The organism is Nocardia jejuensis NBRC 103114 (assembly GCF_001613145.1).
Classification (GTDB): domain Bacteria; phylum Actinomycetota; class Actinomycetes; order Mycobacteriales; family Mycobacteriaceae; genus Nocardia; species Nocardia jejuensis.
In genome coordinates, this window is the sequence record NZ_BDBU01000014.1 from 74,298 (window position 1) to 96,237 (window position 21,940).

Consider the following 21,940-nt stretch of genomic DNA (forward strand, 5'->3'; position numbering starts at 1 on the left):
CCGCACCGCCGCGGACGCCGTCAGCGCTCGCGGTACAGCACGAAGAAGTACGGCTCGGCCAGCCCGCGCTTGTCCATCACGCCCAGCAGCGTGTCCGCGTCCACCCGCCGGAAGATGTCGATGATCGGGAGGTGGTCGTACACCATTGCGGCACTGGACTTTCCCCGGAAATCCAGATTTCGCAGCCGGGCCCGCGGCACCTCGGTCCGCAACAGGGCACCGATCACTCCGAGCGAACGCCGCACCGGCCCGAGCGAGGCCGGCGGAATCTTCCCGGCCAGGAACAGCGGCACCCGCCGCGGATCCACCGCGAACACCTCGCCACCCGGGGTCGAGAACAGCAGCGGTTGCACCGAATCGGCGGCGTCGAACTGCTTCCCGTACCACCCGGACGCGACCAGCATCCCGGCCCACGGATGCCCGGTGTCGACCTCGGCGCCGCGCCACCGCCCGGTGGTGACCTCTTCCACCGGCACCGTTTCCAGTGCGTCGAACAGCTCCCACGCCTGCTGCGGAGTCGCCTCGGCGGCCATCAGCTCCCGCAGGCGCTGCGCCCCGTCCGTCACCGGTTCCAGAGCACTCATCCCGACCTCCACACTGAGAGTAAATACTGTTCTTTCTCTCACCCTAGCCGCAAGGCCTCCACGAAACATCCCCGGACCCCCGGGTCCGCCAACCGGGGCATCGCCGCGCTCCGCCGCACTGCCACAACGACTGTCGCGGACTCGAACCCGTGGAGACGCCGACGGATTCGAACCTCGCGACTAGTTTTAGTCACATGAACACAAAGTTCGGCAAAACACTGGCGCTCGCCGTTTTAGTCATCTAGCCTAAAACTATGACAGCGGCACACGACGCAGCACGGGCGATACGGGAGGCCCGGCGACCCGAAGATCTGTTCGGCACCGCCACAACCGATTCCACGGTTCGTGCGCAAGCTCGCAGGTGGTACCACCAGCTCGCCACCGCGGTTCACCCCGATCACGCCGCGCCCGGCGAGATGACCCTGGCTCGGGAGGCGTTCGCGCGGCTCGCGGAGCTGTTCGAGCAGTGGCTCGGGGCCGAGGGCGGGGACTTCGTCGTCATCGGGGCACACGGGAAATACCCGGTGGGCGCCCTGCACGCGGGGGGATCGGTGGCGGATGTGTTCGTGAGCGGAGCCGATCGGGTGGTCAAGATCCCCCGGCGGTCCACCGCCAACGGGCTGCTGGCGACCGAACGGAATGCGTTGCGGGACATCGCGATCGTCGTCGAGGAACACGACTGGCTGCGACCGTACTTCCCCGAACTGGCCGACACCGTCGACCATGTGGACACCGGCAGCGGCGAGCGCCGGACCGTGAACGTGCTCGGCGCGCTCACGAGTGAGTTCGTGACGCTCGAGCAGGTGCGCACGGCATATCCGGGCGGGCTCGATCCGCGCGACTACGCGTGGATGCATCGCCGACTGTTGAGAGCCATCGCGGGCACCGCGCTCGCCGGGTGGGTGCACACCGCGATCTCACCGGCCAACGTGCTCGTGCACCCGCGACTGCACGGGGTCGTCCTGGCCGGATGGTCGTTCGCCACCCGGCCCGGGACGCCGGCGGCCGCCACCCTCGGCTCCCTCCACTACCCACCCGAGATCCGGGACGCGGCATCGCACGGCACCGACGTGCACATGGCGCACCGGCTCATGCTCACCATGCTCGGCCCTCGCGCCCCCGAGCCGATGCGCACCTTCGCGGCGGGCTGCATGCAGCCCGATCCGAGTCTGCGGCCCGACGCCGCGGACCTGCTCGACGAATTCGACGACTTGCTCGACAGGCTGTACGGACAGCGCCGCTTCCGGCCCTTCGAGCTTCCGAAAGGACAGTGATTGCAATGGGTTACGGCAACTGGGACGACAGCGCGTACGACGCGGCCCGCACCTTCCGCGCCGCGCACGGCGTGGACGATTTCGGCTACACCGCGGATATGCGGTCGGTGCCGTGGGACAAATGGACGGCGCACGAGTCGCTGGACCCGAAGAACGTCGGACTGCGCGAGTCCCGCGACTCGGACGATCACGGGAACTCGCTGCCCATCGTGGTGCTGTTCGACGTGACCGGATCCATGGGCACGGTGCCGCGCATCATGCAGGAGAAGCTCGGCAAGCTGCACGGACTGTTGCAGCGCAAGGGATATGCCGAGGATCCGCAGATCATGTTCGGCGGCATCGGCGACGCGGACAGCGACCGGGTCCCGCTGCAGGTCGGGCAGTTCGAATCGGACAACCGGATGGACGAGCAGCTGCGGCTGATCCTGCTCGAAGGCGGCGGCGGCGGGCAGAAGTCCGAAAGTTACGAGCTGGCCGCGTATTTCATCGCCCGGCACACCGCCACCGACGCGTGGGACAAGCGCGGCAAGAAGGGGTACGTGTTCATCGTCGGCGACGAACTGAACAAACCCCGCCTGTCCTCGCGGCACATCCGGCACGTGATCGGCGACAAGATGAAGCAGGACATCGCCGTCGACTCGGTCTACCGCGAACTGGCCGACCGCTGGAACGTGCACTACATCCTGCCCAATCAGTCCAGCTACTACGGGGATCCGGAGATCGCCGAGCACTGGCGGGCAATCCTGGGCGAACGGTTCCTGCGCCTGGACGATCCGGCGGCGGTGTGCGAGCTGATCGCGCTGACCATCGGGATCGGTGAGGACCGCATCGATCTCGGAGCCGGTCTGGCCGATCTGCGCGATATCGGCTCCGAGGGCGCGGCCGAGGCGGTCGGCAAGGCCCTGGCACCGGTCGGAGTCGCACGCACGAACTCCACCGGCAGTGTCGGCGCACTGCCCGCGGCCGGCTCCGGCACGGACGACGTCGACTTCGGGCGCTGACGCTCTCCGAAAACGAAGGGACACACCATGTTCGGCGACCGTCACCTCATCGTGGTCGACCTCGGATTCGGCGATGCCGGCAAGGGGGCCACCGTGGACTGGCTCTGCTCCCCCGAGGCCGGCCTCGACGTGGCCGCCGTCGTGCGATTCAACGGCGGGGCGCAGGCCGCCCACAATGTGGTCGCCGACGGACGTCACCACACGTTCCGGCAGTTCGGGTCGGGCACCCTGTCCCGGGTGCCGACCCTGCTGTCGCGGCACATGCTGGTGGAGCCGCTGGCGCTGGCCACCGAGGCCCGGGCGCTGGCGCGGCTCGGCATCGCCGATCCGCTGTCCCTGCTGTACGTCGACGAGCGCGCGTTGCTCACCACTCCGATCCACGGGGCCGCCAACCGTTGCCGGGAAGATCTGCGGGGTGCCTCCCGGCACGGGTCGTGCGGAATCGGAATCGGGGAGACCGCGAGCTACGCGCTCGGCCACGACGCGCCGCGCGTCGCGGATTGCCGACGTCCGGATGTGCTGCGGCGCAAGCTCATCGCTCTCGAGGAGCACTACCGGCCACTGCTGGACGCCGGCGCTCACCGGTACGACCGCATCGATGATCTCGTGGAGGTCTACGCCGAATTCGCTCGGGCGGTGGCGATTCTGCCCGGTGACCAGCTCACCGGATTCGCCGAGAACGGGAGGCTGGTGTTCGAGGGCGCGCAGGGGGTGCTCCTGGACGAATGGCGCGGCCTGCACCCCCACACCACCTGGTCGACCGTCGAGCCCCGCAACGCGCGAGCCATGCTCACCGGAATCGGCGCTCCCGCTTACGTACTGGGCGTGACCCGCAGCTACCTGACCCGGCACGGCGCCGGACCGTTCCCGACCGAGGATCGCGGCCTGTCCATTCCCGAGCGGCACAATGGAATCGGGACCTACCAGGGCGAATTCCGGCTCGGACACCTGGATCCGATCCTGCTGCGCTACGCGGTGGACGCCTGCGGCGGGATCGACGGACTCGCGGTGAACCACCTCGACGCGCTCGGTGAAATACGCACGGCCACGGGCTATCTCACCGAGGACGGCTATGTCGATCGGCTCGACTGCGGACCGTGGCAGGATCTCGGGCACCAGCAGCGGCTCACCGACCTGCTCGACGCGGCCACCCCCGCGCTGCACGAGTTGCCCGCGAACGTGCCCGCATACCTCGAGGCCGAGCTCGGTGTACCGGTGGTGCTCACCGCGAACGGCCCGGAGCGGGCCGATCGCACGATTCACATCCCCGCTACGGCATGATTGACCTCTTGTGGAGCAACAATCGGCGGTATCCATCGATGTGATCACGCTGCGGTACGGGAGTGAGGACGCCACCGTCACCGTGGGCATCGCACCCCGGCAGTGGGACCCGTTCGCCGGCGAACGGGCGCTGCCCGGGGTGCTGCTGCACCGCGGGGAACGGCTCGCCACCGCCGCCCGCCGCGCCGTGAGCACCAAACTCGGTGTGCCGGAAGACTCCATCGTCGCGGTCGGTCAGGTCGCCACCTTCGACGAACCCAACCGGGACCCGCGCGGCCCCACCCTCTCGATCGCCATGTGGGCCGTGGTCGGCGAGCACGAATCCGAACTGGCCGAATGGGTTCCCTTCGACGCGCTCGCGGATCTGGCCTTCGACCACACCCAGATCATCGCGGCCGCCCGCACCCATCTGGCCGGAATCCTGTGGAAGGACCTGACTTTCACGCGTGCCCTCACCGGCGATCGGTTCCCGGCCACCCGCGCGGTCGAACTCACCGCCGCCCTGCAGGGCGCTCGCCCCGATCCCGGCAACCTCAACCGCACCCTCGCCGCCATACCCGGTCTGGCCCGCACCGGCGAGCGGTTGCGGGTCAAGGCCACCGGCCGCCCCGCCGCGCTCTGGGCATTCGACCCGGCCGACTAGCCCGGGCTGCGCAATACCGACTCGACCATCTCGCGCACCGCGGTGCGCAGGCGCTCGGTCTCGCCCGCGCGGACCATGGCGAACGCCATGTCCGAGCCGAGTCCGCTGAGCAGTAGCCGACCGACGACTTCGGCGTCGAGGTCGGGGCGGGCCTCGTGCAGCATCGCGGTGATGTGCACGTCCCACGCGGTGTGGAATTCGACGGTGCGCGGGTGCGGCGCCACGGTGCGATAGGCGGCCATGAGTTCGACGCTGTCGGCGACCATCGAGGTCATGGCGTCGAAGTAGGCCAGCAGACGTTCACCCGCGGGCGCTCCGGGTCCCAGGGGTGGCGGACCGGAGGCGATGGCGGCCATGAGTTCCTCGGCGGGCGCGGCGACCATCTCGTGCAGGAGTCCGGCGCGGTTGCCGAAGCGATGGAAGATGGTGCCCTTGCCGACGCCCGCCGCCGCGGCGACCCGGTCCATGGTGATCGCGTCGGCCCCGTGCTCGGCCAGCAGCGCGCGGGTGGCGTCCAGAATCGCGCGCCGGTTTCGGGCCGCGTCCGCGCGTTCCCTGGGCTGTTCAGGCGCCATTTCCTCGACTTTCGTTGACAAGTTGACCGACGGTCCATATCGTAACTCGACATAAATGGACCGACAGTCAACTTGTGGGGTTTTCAATGCAGGCAATCGTAATGACCGCGACCGGTGGGCCCGAGGTGCTGGTGGCCCAGGAGGTCCCCGCGCCCGAGCCGAAGGCGGGCGAGGTGCTCGTGCGGACCGAAGCCGTACCGGTGCTGTTCCCGGAAACCATGGTGCGCTCGGGCGCCTTCCCCGCCCCGCTGCCGCTTCCCCTCGTGTTCGGCACCCAGGCGGTGGGCACGGTCACCGATATCGGCGCGGGTGTGGACGCGGCACTGATCGGGCAGCGAGTCCTGGTGGCCAAGGACGACTTCGGGACCTACGCCGAACAGGTCTGCGCGCCCGCCACTTCCGCCGTCCCGATCCCGGCGGGGCTGTCCTCGGAGGAGGCCGCGGCGGTCAGCATGAGCGGGTCGGTCGCGCTCCCGCTCCTGAAGGCCGCGAACTTGACCGGCACCGAGACGGTGCTGATCGAAGCCGCCGCAACAGGAATCGGCGGCTACCTCACCCAACTGGCCAAGGAAGCCGGAGCCGCGCGCGTCATCGCCACGGCGGGCGGGCCCGACAAGGCCGGGCAGGCACGCGAATTCGGGGCCGACGTGGTGATCGATCACCTGGACCCGCAGTGGCCGCAGCGCGTGCGCGAAACCCTGGACGGGGCAACGCTCGACGTGGTGTTCGATTCGATCGGCGGCGAATCGGCCCTGGCCGTATTGGATCTCATGACACCGCTGAGCGGACGGATGCTCAGCTACGGATTCCTCTCCGGCGCACCGGCACAGGTCTCGGCCATGGATCTGATCATGCGCGGACTCACCCTGATCGGCTGCTCGGGGCCGCAGTGGCTGGCGGGGGTCGCGCAGGCGCGCGGAGCGGCGCTCGAGCGCGCGGCCACGGGGACCCTCACCCCGCTGATCGATCGCGTGCTGCCGCTGGAACAGGCCGCCCGGGCGCATCGGCTCGTCGCGGACCGGGCCACCCGCGGGACGATCGTCCTGCGACCGGGTCACTGAGTCACCGGATCGCTCGATCACCGGATCGCAGCGGCGCCCGCGCCCCACTATTCATCCGACCAGTTTCTGCTGGTCAATTGACTTTCCCTGAACCATCCGACCTCCTCGCCCGTAGTAAGGAGGACCACGAACGAGTCGGAGGTCGGGTCATGCAGCACCTACGTTCGGACCACTCCACGGGACTACTCCCGCACAGCCCGGCCGCGACCGTATTCGGGCTCTACCGCGTTCTCGTCGGAGTCAGCTTCTTCCTACACGGGCTCTCGGAGCTCTACGGGATCCCGCTCACGCCCTACGGCGGCAAGACCGCCGCGTTCGGCAGCTGGCCGCACTGGTGGGCCGGGGCCATCGAACTGGTCGGCGGCGCACTGGTGGCGCTGGGCCTGGGCACCAGGGTCGCGGCTCTGCTGTGCTCGGGCGCGATGGCGTACGCCTACCTCAGCGTGCACCAGCAGCGCGGTGCGCTGCCGATCCAGAACGGCGGCGAGGCGGCCGCCATGTTCTGCTGGGCCTTCTTCCTCATCGCGATCCTCGGCCCGGGATCCTTCGCGCTGGCGGGCGCGCTGTCACGCCTGCACGCCCGCAAAGGTTTTCGCGCCGAATCCCCGGTCCGGACCTGAACGGACGAGGAAAGGCCCGCACCGGATTCCGGTGCGGGCCTTCATGGTCGAGCGAGAACGTCCTCGACGGCGGGGACTCCGGACTAGCCGGTGATCTCCCATTCGTACACGGTCAGTTCCGAGGCTCCACTGGTGTGGATCGGATCGCTGAAGACCAATTCGCTTGCCGCGTCCAGACTCTCGGCCAGCACGACGTACGCGCCGCCCGAGCCGTCGGTGAACTTGCCGGTTTCCACCAGCTGTCCGCGCTCGCGGACCGTATCGAGCCAGGCCCGATGCGGTTCGGCGACCGAACCGTCGAAACGCGGAGTGCGCATGGCCATCACGAGATACTTACGCACCCTGCGACTCTCCCGCGCCTACTGCTCGTCCACCGGCGCGGCCGACCGGGTGGCCGCCGCGGCGGCGCGCACCTGCGGCGCCACCTGCACGACCTGGCCGAGCACGCCGTTGATGAACGAGGGCGAATCGTCGGTGGACAGCTCCTTGGCCAGCTCCACCGCCTCATCGACCGCCACCACGGGCGGAACGTCGTTGGCGTGGAACAACTCCCACACCGCGACGCGCAGAATCGCGCGATCCACGGCCGGAAGCCGTGACAGCGCCCAATCCTGCAGGTAGGACTCGATGGTGCCGTCCACTCGATCCAGATCGTCGGCGACGCCTTCGACCAGGACCCGGGTGTAGGGATTCACCGGGGCCACCTGCTCGTCACTCACGGACAGCGAAACCCGATCGGACAGCAGCTCCGCGGGGTCGACATCGCGGGCCTCGGCCTCGAAGAGCAGGTCCACCGCCCGGCGGCGCGCCTTGTGGCGCGCGCCGAGCTTCTTGTACGACTTCTTGTCGGGCTGATCGGCCACGGTCACTATTATCCCGTGCGCGTCAGGAGTTGACGCGGCTGATGTAGCTGCCGTCGCGGGTATCGATGCGCAGCTTGTCACCCTGGTTGATGAACAGCGGCACCTGAACCTCGGCGCCGGTCTCCACGGTGGCGGGCTTGGTGCCCGCGCTGGAGCGGTCGCCCTGCAGGCCCGGCTCGGTGTGGGTGACGACGACGTCGATGGCGACGGGGAGCTCGACGAACAGCGCCTCACCCTCGTGCATCGCGATCTGGACCTGCATGTTCTCCAGCAGGAAGCCGGCGTTCTTGCCCAGGATGGCCTCGCCCAGGTGAATCTGGTCGTAGGTGTCGCCATCCATGAAGATGAAGTCCGAGCCATCGTGGTAGAGGTAGGTCATATCGCGACGATCGACCGTCGCGGTCTCCACCTTCACGCCGGCGTTGAACGTCTTGTCGACGACCTTGCCCGAGACCACGTTCTTCAGCTTCGTGCGCACGAAGGCGGGACCCTTACCGGGCTTCACGTGCTGGAACTCGACAATCTGCTGCAGATTGTTGTCGATCTTCAGCACGAGGCCGTTCTTGAAGTCGCTGGTATCCGCCACTGTCCTCGGATCTCCTGTTCTAGTTTCATTCGCGGCTTCCCGCGAACTTGCATTCGCGGCGAGCCGCGCGGGCAGACCGGCGTCAGTCGACGACGGTCAGGTCTTTGCTGGTGCGGGTGAGCAGCTCCGGGCCCCCCTGGCGAACCACGAGCGTATCCTCGATCCGGACTCCGCCGCGGCCGGGGAAATACACACCTGGCTCGACGGTCACCGCCACGCCATCCAGCAGTGTACCCGTGCCGGTTTTGGCGATTCCGGGCGCTTCATGGATCTGCAGGCCGACTCCGTGTCCGAGGCCGTGCACGAACAGGTCGCCGTAGCCCGCCGCCTCGATCACTCCCCGGGAGGCCGCGTCCACCGCGCGGGTGGACACCCCCGGCGCCAGCGCCTCCCGTCCGGCCCGCTGCGCGGCGTTGACCAGGTCGTAGACCTCGCGCTGCCAGTCCGAGGGCTGACCGAGCACGAAGGTGCGGGTCATATCGGAGTGGTAGCCGCCGATCATCGCGCCGAAGTCGAGCTTCACGAAATCACCGCTCGCGAGCACCGCCTCGGTCGGGCGATGGTGCGGGACGGCCGAATTCGGGCCCGCGGCCACGATGGTCTCGAAGGCGACCGCGTCCGCGCCGTGCTCGAACATCAGCCATTCCAGGTCCCGGGCCACCTGACGTTCGGTGCGGCCGGGGCGGATTCCGCCGCGTTCGAGCAGGGCGGCCAGGGCGATATCGGCGGCGTCGCAGGCCGCGCTGAGGCGCCCGACCTCGTAAGCGTCCTTGACCATGCGCAGCTGTTCCACGAGACCGGAGATCGGCACCAGCTCCAATCCGGTGCTCAGCGCGGCGAATCCGCGATGCTGCTCGAAGGTCAGCACATGACTCTCGAAACCGACCCGGCCGGTCTGCCACTCCCCCGCGATCTCCACCACGCGCCGGGCGCTGGCCCGGTTGATCTCCGCGCGCAGATCGGGCACCTGCTCGCTGACCTGCGTGATGTAGCGACCGTCGGTGCAGATCACGGTGCGATCCTCGGTGGTGTCCCAGGCGTACACCAGCAGCGCGGCGTTCGAACCGGTGAACCCGGTCAGGTAGCGGATATTGATCAGGTCCGTGACCAGCAGCGCGTCGACGCGGTTCTCGACCAGCAAGTTCCGGAGGTTCGCCCGGCGCGCCGCGTAGTCGGGGCGCTGGACCGGATCGTGAACGGCAGACATGCGTTCAAAGCTACCGCCGACACACCCGAACGCGGACCCCCAACACGTGATCCGGGCACACGACACGAACGGCAGGTAAAAGCATGGCTATTCACATGGCAAGCGGTTCTGCACATTTCGCGATCTCGCGCACCACGGCGGGCCTCGCGGCGGGAAGCTCGAAGGCATGAACCTGCCGGCCTTGCTCGCGCTCACCCTGTGGGGCGCGGTGCTCTCGTGGATCGACCTGCGGTCGCGCCGGCTGCCCAACGCCCTCACGCTGCCGGGCGCGGCCGCCGTCCTCGGATATTCCTGCGGGCTGGGCAGACCCGGGCCCGCGGCGCTCGGCGCAGTGCTGCTGGGTGTTCCCTATCTACTCGTGCACCTGGTATCGCCGTCGGCGCTGGGCGCGGGCGATGTGAAGTTCGCGCTCGGGTTGGGGGCGGCCACCGCGCTCGGCGGGGCGCACACCTGGGTGTGGGCGGCGCTGGCCGCACCCGTGCTCACCGCGGTCGCCGGGGCGGGCGCACTGCTGGTCAGAACTCTGCGGCCTGCGGATTCGTACACCCCGATGCCGATCGCCGAGGCGCTACCGCACGGTCCGGCCATGTGCGCCGCGAGTGTGCTCGCTCTCATCGCGATGCCGTGACCACGGCTTCCGCGTGCCACGACACCCGCTTAGGCCGGACCGTGTTTACGAACACTCGTCTCCACGTGGAAGGATGTAACTCGTGTTGCGCTGGATAACTGCCGGAGAATCCCATGGCCCCGCCCTCGTCACCATCCTCGAAGGGATGGTGGCCGGTGTCGAGGTGACTTCCGCCGATATCGCCACCCAGTTGGCGCGTCGCCGGCTGGGCTACGGGCGTGGCGCCCGGATGAAGTTCGAGGCCGACGCGGTCACCATGACCGGCGGCGTCCGGCACGGCCGCACCATGGGCGGACCGGTCGCCATCGAGATCGCCAATTCCGAGTGGCCCAAGTGGACCCAGGTCATGTCCGCCGATCCGGTGGACGAGGACGAACTCGCCGAGCTCGCCCGCAACGCGCCGCTGACCCGCCCCCGGCCGGGCCATGCCGATTACTCCGGTATGCTCAAGTACAACTTCGACGATGCCCGGAACGTGTTGGAGCGGGCCAGCGCCCGCGAGACCGCCGCGCGCGTCGCCGCCGGCACAGTCGCCAAGAACTTCCTGCGCCAGGCGCTCGGCGCCGAGGTCATCTCGCACGTGGTGTCCATCGGCGGTGCGGTCAATGCCACCGGTGTGGTGCCGACCGCCGCGGACCTGGACGCCATCGACGAGAGCCCGGTGCGCGCGTTCGACAAGGACGCCGAAGCCGCGATGATCGCCGAGATCGAGGCCGCCAAGAAGGACGGCGACACCCTCGGTGGTGTGGTCGAGGTCGTGATCGAGGGCCTGCCCGTCGGTCTGGGCTCGTTCACCAGCGGTGAGGCACGCCTGGATTCGCGACTCGCGGCCGCGCTCATGGGCATTCAGGCCATCAAGGGCGTCGAGGTGGGCGACGGTTTCGAGACCGCGCGCCGCCGTGGCAGCCAGGCCCACGACGAGATGAAGCCGGGCCGGGACGGCGTCCTGCGCTCCACCAATCGCGCCGGTGGCCTCGAAGGCGGCATGACCAACGGTGAGGCACTGCGCGTGCGCGCCGCCATGAAGCCGATCTCCACGGTGCCGCGCGCCCTGGCGACGGTCGACATGTCGACCGGTGACGAGGCCGTGGCCATCCATCAGCGCTCGGACGTGTGCGCGGTACCGGCGGCCGGTGTGGTCGCCGAGGCCATGGTGGCGCTCGTGGTCGCACAGGCCGTGCTGGACAAGTTCGGCGGCGATTCGCTGCCCGAGACGCTCGACAACATCACCAGCTACCTGAAGCGGATCAACGCGCGCCCGCACGTTCCCTCGGGTGCCGCGCCGCTGGAGGCGTAGATGCGCGGCACTTGCCCAGCTCCGCTCATCGGAGCCGACCGGGTGCGGGTGTTCCGCGGGACCGGCCGGATGCGGTCGTTCCGCACCAGTCCGTGAGCGCCGACGCCGACCTGCCGCCGTCGGTGGTGCTGGTCGGTCCGCCCGGGGCGGGCAAGTCGACCATCGGCCGCAAGCTCGCGCGCGAGCTCGGAGTGGACCTGTACGACACCGACGCCGGTATCGAGGAGCAGACCGGACGCACCATTCCGGAGATCTTCGCCCAGGACGGTGAGCCGGAATTCCGGCGCATCGAGGAGGACGTGGTGCGCGCGGCGGTCCTCGAGGGGCACGGCGTCATCTCCCTCGGCGGTGGGTCGGTGCTGTCCGCCGCGACCCGCGAGGTGCTGCGCGGCCGGACCGTCATCTACCTGGAAATCAGTGTGGGCGAAGGACTTCGCCGCACCGGCGCGAGCGCCAACCGACCGCTGCTCAACGGCGACGACCCGGCCAAGAAGTACCGCGAGCTGATGAAGGCCCGTCGCCCGCTCTACCGCGAGGTCGCGACCATCCGGGTGCGCACCGACGGGCGCAGCCCCGGTCGCGTGGTGCGGATGATCCTGGGCAAGCTGGGCGTGGAAACGACCATGGATCCCGAGGATTCGACGGATTCGGCGCTCGAGCCGGCCTCGGCCGTGATCGAGGTGGCCGAGCCCGCCCGCACCCGCTCCCGGCGGCGCCGCCGGCGCGGACGCGGACGCGGTGACGGCGCGGAGGACGGCGGCGGCACGAATTCGACCGGCTCCGAGGCGGATTCGCCCCCGGTGCAGGCCGATCCCACGACCGGCCCGACATCCCCTGCCGGACCCACGGCCGGTGACGACGCCGAGACCGCGCAGCGCGCACGACGCCCTCGGCGTGCGCGTCGCCGGGGCCGACGTCCCGCCGGACCGGCGGCCGAGAGCGCGACAGGCGGCCTCGCATCGGCCGGCGCGGACACCGGAGTGCAGCGACCCGCGCAAGCAGCTCCGGGAGAAGCCGCCGCAAGCCCCGCCTCCGCACCGGACTCGCCTGCCGCACAGCGGGACTCGGCTCCCACCGCCGGATCCGACTCCCCGCCGGGTGGCGGCCGTTCCCGGCGCGCTCGGGCTCGCCGGGCCAGAGCCCGCGCCCGCGCGCAGAACACCCCCGAACAACCCGCACGAGAAGAATCGGAGCAGCAACGATGAGCGAGCCGACCCGCATCGAGGTCCGCACCGCCGACCCGTACCCGGTGATCATCGGGCGCGGCCTGCTCGGCGATCTGGTCGACCAGGTGACCGGCAAGTCCGCCACCCGCACGGTGGCGATCTTCCATCAGCCCCCGCTGGCCGAGACCGCCGAGGTGGTGCGGGCGGCGTTGGCGGACAAGGGCATCGACGCGCACCGCATCGAGATCCCCGATGCCGAGGACGGCAAGGACCTGCAGGTCGCCGGCTTCTGCTGGGAGGTGCTCGGCCGGATCGGCCTGACCCGCAAGGACGCCATCATCAGCCTCGGCGGTGGCGCGGCCACCGACCTGGCCGGGTTCGTCGCGGCCACCTGGATGCGCGGGGTGGACATCATCCACGTGCCGACCACCCTGCTGGCCATGGTCGACGCGGCCGTCGGCGGTAAGACCGGCATCAATACCGAGGCGGGCAAGAACCTGGTCGGCTGCTTCCACGAGCCGGCCGCCGTGCTGGTGGACCTGGCCACCCTGGAGACCGTGCCGCGCAACGAGATCGTGGCCGGTATGGCCGAGATCCTCAAGGCCGGTTTCATCGCCGATCCGGTGATCCTGGAGCTCGTCGAGCGCGATCCCGAGGCCGCCCTGGACCCGACCGGCGAGGTGCTCCCCGAGCTCATCCGCCGCGCCATCCAGGTCAAGGCCGACGTGGTCGCCGCCGACCTCAAGGAGTCCGATCTCCGCGAGATCCTGAACTACGGCCACACCCTCGCGCACGCCATCGAGCGCCGCGAGCGCTACCGCTGGCGTCACGGCGCCGCGGTATCGGTCGGCCTGGTGTTCGCCGCCGAGCTGGGCCGCCTGGCCGGACGCCTCGACGACGCGACCGCCGACCGGCACGCCGCGGTCCTGTCGAGCGTGGGCCTGCCGATCAGTTACGACGCCGATGCGCTGCCGCAGCTGCTGGATTCCATGCAGACGGACAAGAAGACCCGCTCCGGCGTGCTGCGCTTCGTCGTGCTGGACGGGCTGGCCAAGCCCGGCCGCCTCGAGGGCCCGGACCCGAGCCTGCTCGCGGCCGCGTACTCCGCCATCGCTCGCGAGCCCAGCACCGGCGGCGGAGCGATCCTGCTGTAGTCGGCGAACGTCCGCAACGGACGACACATGTCGACCCGTCGTGCCCACCGCCGAAGTTCGGGCGATGGGCACGACGGATTCCCGGGACGAATCAGGGCCCGACCCGCCGAGCACCACCCGTTGGCCCCGCCGAGCACCACCCGACGGCTGAGCCCGCGACAAGCGAAACGCCCCGCGCCGCAAGAGGTTGCGACGCGGGGCGTGAAGACCGTGGGGCCGGATCAGACGGCGGCGGTCTCCTTGTTCAAGGAGATGCTGTCGTCCGGCTTGCCCGGGTTGCTCTTGTGCTCCCGGCCGACCAGGAAGCGCGCGACGGCCGCGCCGATCATGGCGGGGATGAAGATCAGCAGGACGATGAAGGACGCGCCCGAGGTGATCTCGAACAGCAGGCCGTTGTCACCCAGATCGAACCTCGGCGCGAAGTCGATGATCCAGGCCACCAGTCCGCTGCCGAGGCCGCCCGCCACACCAGCCTTGAGCCACCGCATGGTCAGATCGGCGCCGCGCTCGGGATCCGGATTCTTCCGGCGATCGGAGCGGCCGTCCAGGAAACCCCAGGCGGCCACGATCGCGATCAGCACGACCAGGCACAAAATTCGCATCCACGAGCCATTGGTCGGCCACTGGACCATGGCGAAACCGAGCAGGGTTCGCAGTACAACAGTCAGCGCTCCCAGCCCGATGGCGCGCAACACCCACGCATTCATGTCGATCACCTTAACCTGCGCGGCCGCCTGGCCGAACTGAAACTCGTTCTAGAACCATAACGCGTTGCCCACTCCGGCCCCGCCCGGGCATCCGTCCCCCACCGCGTACGGACGACTTCTCCCCCTTCGGCGTTGCGCATCCATCCGTGTCGCGCGGCCGATGACGCCCCGATTCCGGCGGCTGCCCGAGCGCGTCGCGCGCGGCTGCCGCGAAGGCCGCCGCGCTAGGTTTACCCGGTGAGCATCGAAGCCGTCGCCCTGCTGCAGGACCCGATTCGCAGGCGCCTGTACGACTACGTCGCCGCCGCCGATCACGACGTGAGCCGGGACGAGGCCGCCGAGGCGGCGCGGATCAAACGACCGCTCGCGGCCTTCCACCTCGACAAGCTGGCCGAGGCCGGACTGCTCGACGCGGTCTTCCGACGCCCCGAGGGGCGCACCGGCCCGGGCTCGGGGCGACCCGCCAAGTTCTATCGCCGGGCCGATGCCGAATTCGCGGTCACCCTGCCCGCGCGCGACTACCGTACCGTCGCATCGGTTCTCGCGGAGGCGGTCGAGTACGCGGGCCTCGAAGGGGCGATCGCCCAGGCCGCGACCGCCCAGAGCCCGGCGCTCGCGGGTCGCGATCTACTCGAGGCGCTGCGCGAGCGCGGATACGAGCCGTATCTCGACGAGCAGGTAATCCGCTTGCGCAACTGCCCTTTTCACCGCCTCGCCGTGGACTTCCCGCCACTGGTGTGCGGCATGAACCTGGCCCTGCTCACGGGTCCGGCCACCGAGGCGGGCTGGACCGCACGCCTGGACCCGGCTCCCGGCAGATGTTGCATAAGCTTCTCTAAAACAAACGCAGATTAGTTATAGTCGACCTCATGCATCTGGCTCAGCTCAATATCGGACGGCTCGTCGCACCCGAGGGCGACCCGCGAGTCGCCGATTTCTACAACGCTCTCGACCACATCAATGCCCTGGCCGACTCGTCCCCCGGATTCGTCTGGCGCATGGTCGACGGCGACTCCGGCAACGCGACAGCGTTGCGCCCCTACGACTCCGACCCCGACATGCTGGTGAACATGAGCGTCTGGGAGTCACGCGAGACCCTCTTCGACTACCTGTACCGCAGCGAGCACCTGGCCTTCGTGCAGCGCCGGCGCGAGTGGTTCGTCCCGCTGGGCGAGGTCTTCGCGGTGATGTGGTGGGTGCCCGTCGGGCACATCCCCACCCTCGCCGACGCCATGGACCGCCTCGAGCACCTGCGCGCGAACGGCCCGTCGCCGCACGCCTTCACCTTCCGCAGCACCTTCGAACCACGATCGGCTGCCTGAATCGGGTCCCGGCGGTGACGTTCGCCATCAGCACGGATGCGGGTTTCCGATGACGCGAGCCGGATCGGACGGGTAGACACGAGTGGTCACCCGCACCCGATCAGCGTAGTTAGGACTGACGATGGCACCGATCGTCACGGTTTCGAGCGGAAAGATCCTCGGCCGCACCGACAATGGGATCAGCGCGTTCCTGGGAGTGCCGTACGCGGCCGCCCCCACCGGCGCCGAGCTGTTCCAGGCCCCGCGGCGCCCGGACCCCTGGGAGGGGGCGCGGCCGGCGACCGAGTTGGGCGGCAGTTGCCCGCAGGCGGCCTATCCGCCCGGGATCGCGGAACTGCTCGGGACCCAGACCTCACCGGGCGCGGACTACCTCAATGTCAATATCTGGACTCCGGACACCGAGGGTTCGGGCCTGCCGGTCATGGTGTGGATCCACGGTGGCGCGTTCACCCGCGGCTCGAATGCGATGCCCGCGTACGACGGTTCGGCCTTCGCCCGCGACGGTGTGGTGCTGGTATCGATCAACTATCGGCTGGGGGCCGCGGGATTCGCGGTGCTGGACGGCGCGCCGTCCAACCGGGGTCTGCTCGATCAGCAGTTCGCGCTGGCGTGGGTGCAGGAGAACATTCACGCCTTCGGCGGCGATCCGGGCAACGTGACGATCTTCGGCGAGTCGGCCGGGGCGATGAGCATCGCCGCCCTGCTGGTGTCGCCGCGGTCGGCGGGACTGTTCGCCAAGGCCGTCATGCAGAGCGGCAGCGGGGAGATCGCCGCCTCCGAGACCGACGCGCGCCTGGTCTCGGCCGAACTCGCCAAGCAGCTCGGAATCAGCGCCACCGCAGCGGAGTTCGCGACCGTCGATCCGGACGATCTGGTGGCCGCGCAGGAACGCGTGATCGCGGACTACATCGCCGACACCGATCCGGCGCGCTGGGGCGAGTCGGTGGTCTCGGGCGGCCTGTCCTCGATGTGCCTGTTCCCGACCCTGGACGGCGCCGTGCTGGTCGAGCGGCCGATCGATGCCGCGAGCGCCGGAGCCGCCCGCGGAATTCCCCTGCTCATCGGCCACAACGCGGACGAGTTCCGGCTCTTCATCGTCCCCAACGGCATTGCGGCGCAGCTGACCATGGGCGTGCTGCCCGCTCTGCTGGGGCGCTATCGGGTCGATCCGTCCGTGCTCGAGCGGTATGCCGCGGAGCGACCCGGGGTATCCGCGGGTGACCTGTTCGCCGCCATTCTCACCGATCACGCGTTCGGCGTGCCCTCGCGCGCGCTGGCATCGGCGCAATCGGCCACCGGAACTCCGGCGTATGTCTACGAATTCGGCTGGGGCCGAGTCGATCAGGACCTCGGCGCGTTCCACGCACTCGAGATCCCGTTCGTCTTCGACACCCTCGACGCCGCGCCGAACCTGGTGGGGGCCGACCCCTCCCAGGCGGTCGCGGACGATATGCACGCGGCCTGGGTGGCTTTCGCCCGGACCGGGGATCCGGGCTGGGCCGCCTACAGCCAGGACACACCGCAGGTGCGCACGTTCGGCTGACACCGAACCACTCCCTCTGCGGCACAAGCTATTTCGGTAGCGCCCCGGCCAGGACGGTCGTCACGACCCGTGTCACGGCTCGGGGCTCCGGAGGCTGCGCCGAGCGATCGGCGAACAACAGATGCCCGGCGCCGATCAATGTCGGTGCGAGCGTGGCGATATCGGCGTCACTCGCCAGCCGGCCCAGGTCTCGTTCGGCCTCGAGATAGCGGCCGATCATGACCGATGCCTCCGACAGCACGGGTATTCCGCCGACACCGGCTCGGCGCAGCCGAGCGCGCACCTCGTCCCGGAAGATGACCAGCCCGATGACGGCCACGGCGACCGATTCGAATATCACCACGAGCGCGCCGGAGACGTTGTCGATGACGGCGCCGCTCCCGGCGGAGGCCCGCAACACCTCGGTCTGCCCTTCGATCCGCGCGATCCGATCCTGTACGAGTTCGGTGAGGAACGCGTCGAAGTCCGCGAAATGCCGGTGCAGGACCCCCTTCGCGCACCCCGCCTCGTCGGTGACGGCCCGGCTGGTCAGCGCGCTGGGCCCGTCCCGCAGCAGAATCCGCTCGGCCGCGTCGAAAAGCTGTGTGCGCGCGTCGCGAATGGCTATGCCTGTGGGCACCGCGAAGGTCCCTTCTCCGTATTCCCGACCCGAACCCATTGAGAGTGGGCATGTGCCCACTTATAGTGGGCACATGGTCACTCTACCTCCCGGCGAACCCGGAACCCCCTCGCTCGAACCTCATCGAGTCACGCGGGTCGCGGTGTCGTTCGGCTCGCACGCGGCCCGCTACGACCGCACCCGGCCCGCCTACCCCGCCGCCCTGGTGGAGCGGATCGTCGCCGCGGCGGGCCCCGGCATCCTGGATGTCGGCTGCGGCACCGGCACCGCGTCCCGGCAATTCCAGGCGGCCGGATGCCGCGTCCTGGGTGTCGAACCCGACGCCCGGATGGCCGATTTCGCGCGGCGCGGCGGACTCACCGTCGAAGAATCGACCTTCGAGACCTGGGATCCCGCCGACCGCACCTTCGACGCCGTCATCGCCGCGACCGCCTGGCACTGGGTGGATCCACTCGCGGGAGCGGCCAAGGCGGCGCGGGTCCTGCGTCCCGGCGGCCTCCTCGCACCGTTCTGGCACGTCTTCCAGCTGCCGCAGGAGATTTCGGCGGCCTTCACCACCGCGTACACGCGCGTGGCGCCCGACTCCCCGTTCCGGCTGCAGCCCGCCGGATCGACCCTCGAGATGTACCAGGCGCTGTTCGACAAGGCCGCCGACAGCATCTGCGCGGCAGGCGCTTTCGATACCCCCGCACAGTGGCGGTACGACTGGGAACACACCTACACCCGCGCGGAATGGCTCGACCAGATCCCCACCCACGGCCCCTTGAACGATCTCCCTCCCGGCGACTTGGCCGAGGTGCTCGACGCGGTGGGCGAGGCCATCGACAATCTGGGCGGAGCGTTCCGCCTGCCCTACTCAACGATCGCGGTGACCGCGCGGCGCAACTCGTCCCCCGCACCGGCCTGAGCCGTCCACCGGATGACCTCGCTCGGCGACTACACGACCGACTGTGTTGCGCGACAACCGATCACACAATCCGCACCGGTTGCGACGCCGAACTGAAAGCCGTGCGCGGGCGGCCACCGGCTCGGACCGGAGTGAACCGGCGCTTCACTCCTGAAGCGCGGCAGCCATTTCCGCGCGCGGTGCGGGCTTGCCGGTGAACAGCTCCACCTGGCCGTAGGCCTGGTTCAGCAGCATCTGCAGGCCACTGATCACGGTGTTGCCCGCACGGGTCACCGCCTCGGCCAGCGGCGTGGGCCAGGGGTTGTAGATGGCGTCCAGGACGTACGGGGCGAGGGCCACCGAATTCGCCACCGCCGCGGCGGCGTCCGCGGGAACCGTGCTGACCACCGCGTCGACATCGGCGCAGACGAAACCCACCGTGTCCGGGTCGAAGTCGATCACCTCGGCCGACATGTGCAGGCGCTCGGCCAGTTCCAGGGTGTCGGCGGCGCGGCCCTTGTCCCGGGCGACGATGGTGACGGTGTGCACGCCCAGATCGGCCAGCGCCAGCAGGGCCGGACGGGCGGTGCCGCCCGCACCGAGCACGACGGCGCGCGCGGCTTCGCTCACACCGGCGCCCTCCAGCGCGCCGCGCACACCGTCCACGTCGGTGCAGTCCGCGTGCCAGCCGTTCTCCGCGCGCAGCAGGGTGTTCGCCGAACCCACCAGCTCGGCCCGTTCGGTGCGCTCGTCGGCGTACGCGAGGGCGGCGACCTTGCCCGGCATGGTCACCGAGAGCCCGACCCATTCCGGGCCCAGGCCGTCCACGAGCCCGGGCAGTTGTTCCCCGGTGCATTCGATGCGCTCGTAGCTCCAGTCCAGACCCAGTGCCCGGTAGGCCGCCAGATGCAGCTGCGGCGATCGCGAGTGTGCGATCGGGCTGCCCAGCACGGCGGCCTTCCGGCTAGCGGCCGCTGTCGAGAATTCCACTCTGCCTTGCCTTTTCGATATTGCGGAGATGCTCGCTGTAGCTCTCGGTGAAGAGCGTGGTGCCCTTCTGATCGATCGTGACGAAGTACAGCCACGGACCGGCCGCCGGATTCTCGATGGCACGCAACGCTTCCAGCGAGGGGGCGGAGATCGGCGTCGCGGGCAGGCCGGACATCGCGTAGGTGTTCCACGGCGTCTTCTTCGCGCGGTCCGCGTCGGTGGTGGCGACCTCGGTGGAGGTCAGCGCGTAGTTGACGGTGGAGTCGAACTGCAGCGGCTGATCGACCTTGAGCCGGTTCACGATCACCCGCGCCACCTTCGACATGTCCTGTGGCAGCGCCTCACGCTCGACCAGGGATGCCGCGATGAGCGTGTCGTACGGCGAAAGCCCGTTGGCCGCACCCGATTGCAGGATTCCGGTGGTCTCGTAGCTGGCCGCGCTCGCGGTCACCAGCTGCCTGAGGATGTCCTGCGGGCTGGCGCTGGGATCGAAATCGAGTGTGCCGCCGGCGATCAGGCCCTCGAGCTTGCGGCTGGGGTCCGGCACGGTGCGCACCCGGTCCGCGGCCCACGACGGCACACCCAGAGCGCCGGGGTCGGTGCTGGTGCCGGCGGCGTCCAACTGTTCGTAGGTCACGCATTTGGCGGCTGCCCCGGTGCCGACACAGCTGGCCTCGGCGATCTTGCGGTAGATGCCGTCCTTGCGCGCGCCGGTGTTCACGTCGGTGGAGTCGTGCAGCTGGCGGCCCTCGGAGATGACCACATTGCCGACTCGCGCGTTCTTGCCGAACAGTGCGGTGACCGCCTCGGCGGCGGCGCTGTGGCTCGGGATGGCGTAGTAGCCCGGCTGCACCGAGTTCATGTTCGTATTGCGCACGGCGGCTTCGTAGAAGGCCGCGCTGCTGGCGACCACGCCGCGCTCGTGCATGGTGTCGGCGATCTGGGTCGCGGTGTCACCGGACTTCACCTGCACGACCGCGATCGGCCCCTGCGGTCCGGAGAAGTCCTCGGGCGGGCTCAACCGGTTCATGAACTTCCACCCGGCGAAGCCGATGGCGCCCACGAAGAGGATGACGAACACGCTGCTGATGACGTACATGTTCCGGCGACGGCGCTTGCGCTCGGCCGCCTTGCGCGAGGCGACCCGGGAACGCTTCGGGCGCTGGCCCGAACGCCCGCCGGAGCCCCGGCCCTCGGACCGCGGCGCGGAGCGCCGGCCACGATCGGCGCGCTGGGGAGCGGTGCGCCGGGGTGGTTCGGGTTCGAGGATCGGCTCGTCGTCCTCGTCGTCCTCGTAGCGAGGGATGACGGTGGTGTCGTCCTCGTAGTCTTCCGCTTCTTCCCAGTCGTCCCTGCGGTAGCGGCGATCCGCGTTCTGCCGATAGCGTTCCTCGGCTCGCGTCCAGCGGTCGGTCATGCGTCAGCACCGCCCGGCTTCAATAGCGCACTCCGTTCGTCCAACCAACCCTGCAGGATCGACACGGCGGCCGCCTGATCGATGACCTGCCGCTGCCCGCGCGCGCGAACTCCACTGTCTCGCAACGCGCGCGCAGCAGACACCGTAGTCAAACGTTCGTCGGAAAGTCGCACCGGTGTCGGCGCGATCAGGGTCCGCAAACGCCCCGCGAAGGTGGCAGCCAGCTTAGCCGAAGAGCCGCTCTCACCGCGCAAGGTCCGCGGCAGGCCGACGATCACTTCCACGGCTTCGTACTCCAGCACAATCTGGGCAATCCTGGCCAGGTCCGGCGACAGGGTGCCCGGCGCGACCTTCTTGGCCTTGGGCACGGTCTCGACGGGTGTGGCCAGGATGCCGTCGGGGTCGCTCGAGGCGACACCGATGCGGACGCTGCCCACATCGATGCCGATCCGGCGGCCCCGGCCGGGGTCCGAGCCCGCCGCGGGACGGTCGGCGGCGAACCGCGCATCGGCCACC

General features: G+C 69.5%; 24 protein-coding genes and 1 pseudogene. 14 read left to right on the plus strand and 11 right to left on the minus strand.

Features of this window, described 5'->3' with window-relative positions; all coding sequences use genetic code 11:
• Positions 1-20 precede the first annotated feature (20 nt).
• Positions 21-584, minus strand: a complete 564-nt coding sequence (locus NJ1_RS11790) for a DUF4334 domain-containing protein (RefSeq protein ID WP_067691852.1) — start codon at positions 582-584, stop codon at positions 21-23.
• A gap of 254 nt (positions 585-838) precedes the next feature.
• Between NJ1_RS11790 and NJ1_RS11795 the strand changes: the two genes are divergently transcribed.
• From NJ1_RS11795 to NJ1_RS11810, 4 genes are read left to right on the plus strand one after another with little or no spacing between them, the layout of a single operon-like run.
• Complete coding sequence (locus NJ1_RS11795) at positions 839-1,858, plus strand: protein kinase family protein (RefSeq protein ID WP_067691855.1); 1,020 nt, start codon at positions 839-841, stop codon at positions 1,856-1,858.
• 5 nt (positions 1,859-1,863) lie between these two features.
• Positions 1,864-2,859 carry a hypothetical protein gene (locus NJ1_RS11800; RefSeq protein WP_067691858.1) on the plus strand — a complete coding sequence of 332 codons (996 nt, stop codon included), beginning with the start codon at positions 1,864-1,866 and terminating at the stop codon, positions 2,857-2,859.
• 27 nt (positions 2,860-2,886) lie between these two features.
• Complete coding sequence (locus NJ1_RS11805) at positions 2,887-4,140, plus strand: adenylosuccinate synthetase (RefSeq protein ID WP_067691861.1); 1,254 nt, start codon at positions 2,887-2,889, stop codon at positions 4,138-4,140.
• Positions 4,141-4,150: 10 nt separating this feature from the next.
• Complete coding sequence (locus NJ1_RS11810; RefSeq protein WP_067691864.1) at positions 4,151-4,783, plus strand: NUDIX hydrolase; 633 nt, start codon at positions 4,151-4,153, stop codon at positions 4,781-4,783.
• Here NJ1_RS11810 and NJ1_RS11815 read toward each other — a convergent pair.
• Positions 4,780-5,358 (minus strand): TetR/AcrR family transcriptional regulator, encoded by a 579-nt coding sequence (locus tag NJ1_RS11815; protein WP_067691867.1) that lies wholly within the window; start codon positions 5,356-5,358, stop codon positions 4,780-4,782. The genes NJ1_RS11810 and NJ1_RS11815 overlap by 4 nt on opposite strands.
• A gap of 86 nt (positions 5,359-5,444) precedes the next feature.
• Here NJ1_RS11815 and NJ1_RS11820 point away from each other — a divergent pair, with 86 nt between their 5' ends.
• Both NJ1_RS11820 and NJ1_RS11825 read left to right on the plus strand, forming a co-directional pair.
• Entirely contained in the window at positions 5,445-6,419 is a 975-nt protein-coding gene (locus NJ1_RS11820) for a quinone oxidoreductase family protein (protein WP_067691870.1), read from the plus strand.
• Between the two features lie 149 nt (positions 6,420-6,568).
• Positions 6,569-7,039, plus strand: coding sequence for a DoxX family protein (locus NJ1_RS11825; protein WP_067691873.1), 471 nt, complete (start codon positions 6,569-6,571; stop codon positions 7,037-7,039).
• Positions 7,040-7,122: 83 nt separating this feature from the next.
• On the opposite strand, the gene NJ1_RS11830 is transcribed toward NJ1_RS11825, so the two are convergent.
• From NJ1_RS11830 to NJ1_RS11845, 4 genes are all read right to left on the minus strand, one after another.
• Entirely contained in the window at positions 7,123-7,380 is a 258-nt protein-coding gene (locus tag NJ1_RS11830) for a YciI family protein (protein WP_174557070.1), read from the minus strand.
• Between the two features lie 18 nt (positions 7,381-7,398).
• On the minus strand, positions 7,399-7,902 hold the full coding sequence (gene nusB / locus NJ1_RS11835; RefSeq protein ID WP_067691980.1) for a transcription antitermination factor NusB: 504 nt from the start codon (positions 7,900-7,902) through the stop codon (positions 7,399-7,401).
• Between the two features lie 22 nt (positions 7,903-7,924).
• A complete protein-coding gene (efp, locus tag NJ1_RS11840) occupies positions 7,925-8,488 on the minus strand; it encodes an elongation factor P (protein WP_067691876.1) in 564 nt (187 codons plus the stop codon).
• A gap of 82 nt (positions 8,489-8,570) precedes the next feature.
• Positions 8,571-9,695: a M24 family metallopeptidase gene (locus NJ1_RS11845; protein WP_067691884.1), complete on the minus strand. Its 1,125-nt coding sequence runs from the start codon at positions 9,693-9,695 to the stop codon at positions 8,571-8,573.
• 166 nt (positions 9,696-9,861) lie between these two features.
• Between NJ1_RS11845 and NJ1_RS11850 the strand changes: the two genes are divergently transcribed.
• The 4 genes and pseudogenes from NJ1_RS11850 to aroB all read left to right on the plus strand — a co-directional run bounded on the left by NJ1_RS11850 (position 9,862) and on the right by aroB (position 13,940).
• Positions 9,862-10,323, plus strand: coding sequence for a prepilin peptidase (locus tag NJ1_RS11850; protein WP_067691887.1), 462 nt, complete (start codon positions 9,862-9,864; stop codon positions 10,321-10,323).
• Positions 10,324-10,405: 82 nt separating this feature from the next.
• Entirely contained in the window at positions 10,406-11,620 is a 1,215-nt protein-coding gene (aroC, locus tag NJ1_RS11855) for a chorismate synthase (RefSeq protein ID WP_067691890.1), read from the plus strand.
• A gap of 110 nt (positions 11,621-11,730) precedes the next feature.
• Positions 11,731-12,405, plus strand: a pseudogene (locus NJ1_RS40435) (shikimate kinase); the annotation flags it as partial.
• Between the two features lie 416 nt (positions 12,406-12,821).
• The gene (aroB, locus tag NJ1_RS11865) at positions 12,822-13,940 is read left to right on the plus strand and encodes a 3-dehydroquinate synthase (RefSeq protein ID WP_067691893.1); all 1,119 of its coding nucleotides are present in this window, start codon (positions 12,822-12,824) and stop codon (positions 13,938-13,940) included.
• A gap of 221 nt (positions 13,941-14,161) precedes the next feature.
• Here the strand turns inward: aroB and NJ1_RS11870 are convergent, their stop codons facing one another.
• The gene (locus NJ1_RS11870; protein ID WP_169813130.1) at positions 14,162-14,647 is read right to left on the minus strand and encodes a B-4DMT family transporter; all 486 of its coding nucleotides are present in this window, start codon (positions 14,645-14,647) and stop codon (positions 14,162-14,164) included.
• A 237-nt stretch (positions 14,648-14,884) separates the two neighbouring features.
• On the opposite strand from NJ1_RS11870, the gene NJ1_RS11875 reads away from it, so the two are divergent.
• The 3 genes from NJ1_RS11875 to NJ1_RS11885 all read left to right on the plus strand — a co-directional run bounded on the left by NJ1_RS11875 (position 14,885) and on the right by NJ1_RS11885 (position 17,512).
• A complete protein-coding gene (locus tag NJ1_RS11875; RefSeq protein ID WP_067691899.1) occupies positions 14,885-15,502 on the plus strand; it encodes a helix-turn-helix transcriptional regulator in 618 nt (205 codons plus the stop codon).
• A 14-nt stretch (positions 15,503-15,516) separates the two neighbouring features.
• Complete coding sequence (locus NJ1_RS11880; RefSeq protein WP_067691902.1) at positions 15,517-15,969, plus strand: DUF3291 domain-containing protein; 453 nt, start codon at positions 15,517-15,519, stop codon at positions 15,967-15,969.
• Positions 15,970-16,090: 121 nt separating this feature from the next.
• Positions 16,091-17,512, plus strand: coding sequence for a carboxylesterase/lipase family protein (locus NJ1_RS11885; protein ID WP_067691905.1), 1,422 nt, complete (start codon positions 16,091-16,093; stop codon positions 17,510-17,512).
• A gap of 28 nt (positions 17,513-17,540) precedes the next feature.
• Here NJ1_RS11885 and NJ1_RS11890 read toward each other — a convergent pair whose 3' ends face one another.
• Entirely contained in the window at positions 17,541-18,131 is a 591-nt protein-coding gene (locus NJ1_RS11890) for a TetR/AcrR family transcriptional regulator (protein WP_067691908.1), read from the minus strand.
• Between the two features lie 73 nt (positions 18,132-18,204).
• On the opposite strand from NJ1_RS11890, the gene NJ1_RS11895 reads away from it, so the two are divergent.
• Entirely contained in the window at positions 18,205-19,038 is an 834-nt protein-coding gene (locus NJ1_RS11895) for a class I SAM-dependent methyltransferase (RefSeq protein ID WP_067691912.1), read from the plus strand.
• Between the two features lie 144 nt (positions 19,039-19,182).
• Here the strand turns inward: NJ1_RS11895 and NJ1_RS11900 are convergent, their stop codons facing one another.
• From NJ1_RS11900 to ruvX, 3 genes are read right to left on the minus strand one after another with little or no spacing between them, the layout of a single operon-like run.
• Complete coding sequence (locus NJ1_RS11900) at positions 19,183-20,007, minus strand: shikimate dehydrogenase (RefSeq protein ID WP_067691915.1); 825 nt, start codon at positions 20,005-20,007, stop codon at positions 19,183-19,185.
• A complete protein-coding gene (gene mltG, locus NJ1_RS11905) occupies positions 19,982-21,424 on the minus strand; it encodes an endolytic transglycosylase MltG (RefSeq protein WP_067691918.1) in 1,443 nt (480 codons plus the stop codon). The genes NJ1_RS11900 and mltG overlap by 26 nt, the downstream gene beginning before the upstream one ends.
• The gene (ruvX, locus tag NJ1_RS11910; protein WP_067691983.1) at positions 21,421-21,939 is read right to left on the minus strand and encodes a Holliday junction resolvase RuvX; all 519 of its coding nucleotides are present in this window, start codon (positions 21,937-21,939) and stop codon (positions 21,421-21,423) included. The genes mltG and ruvX overlap by 4 nt, the downstream gene beginning before the upstream one ends.
• Position 21,940 lies beyond the last annotated feature (1 nt).

Excerpts from the sequence above, each read along its gene's own strand:
- NJ1_RS11790 (WP_067691852.1), bottom strand. The coding sequence starts at position 584 with ATGAGTGCTCTGGAACCGGTGACGGACGGGGCGCAGCGCCTGCGGGAG.
- NJ1_RS11795 (WP_067691855.1), top strand. The coding sequence starts at position 839 with ATGACAGCGGCACACGACGCAGCACGGGCGATACGGGAGGCCCGGCGA.
- NJ1_RS11800 (WP_067691858.1), top strand. The coding sequence starts at position 1,864 with ATGGGTTACGGCAACTGGGACGACAGCGCGTACGACGCGGCCCGCACC.
- NJ1_RS11805 (WP_067691861.1), top strand. The coding sequence starts at position 2,887 with ATGTTCGGCGACCGTCACCTCATCGTGGTCGACCTCGGATTCGGCGAT.
- NJ1_RS11815 (WP_067691867.1), bottom strand. The coding sequence starts at position 5,358 with ATGGCGCCTGAACAGCCCAGGGAACGCGCGGACGCGGCCCGAAACCGG.
- NJ1_RS11820 (WP_067691870.1), top strand. The coding sequence starts at position 5,445 with ATGCAGGCAATCGTAATGACCGCGACCGGTGGGCCCGAGGTGCTGGTG.
- NJ1_RS11825 (WP_067691873.1), top strand. The coding sequence starts at position 6,569 with ATGCAGCACCTACGTTCGGACCACTCCACGGGACTACTCCCGCACAGC.
- NJ1_RS11845 (WP_067691884.1), bottom strand. The coding sequence starts at position 9,695 with ATGTCTGCCGTTCACGATCCGGTCCAGCGCCCCGACTACGCGGCGCGC.
- NJ1_RS11850 (WP_067691887.1), top strand. The coding sequence starts at position 9,862 with ATGAACCTGCCGGCCTTGCTCGCGCTCACCCTGTGGGGCGCGGTGCTC.
- aroB (WP_067691893.1), top strand. The coding sequence starts at position 12,822 with ATGAGCGAGCCGACCCGCATCGAGGTCCGCACCGCCGACCCGTACCCG.
- NJ1_RS11870 (WP_169813130.1), bottom strand. The coding sequence starts at position 14,647 with ATGAATGCGTGGGTGTTGCGCGCCATCGGGCTGGGAGCGCTGACTGTT.
- NJ1_RS11880 (WP_067691902.1), top strand. The coding sequence starts at position 15,517 with ATGCATCTGGCTCAGCTCAATATCGGACGGCTCGTCGCACCCGAGGGC.
- NJ1_RS11885 (WP_067691905.1), top strand. The coding sequence starts at position 16,091 with ATGGCACCGATCGTCACGGTTTCGAGCGGAAAGATCCTCGGCCGCACC.
- NJ1_RS11895 (WP_067691912.1), top strand. The coding sequence starts at position 18,205 with ATGGTCACTCTACCTCCCGGCGAACCCGGAACCCCCTCGCTCGAACCT.
- mltG (WP_067691918.1), bottom strand. The coding sequence starts at position 21,424 with ATGACCGACCGCTGGACGCGAGCCGAGGAACGCTATCGGCAGAACGCG.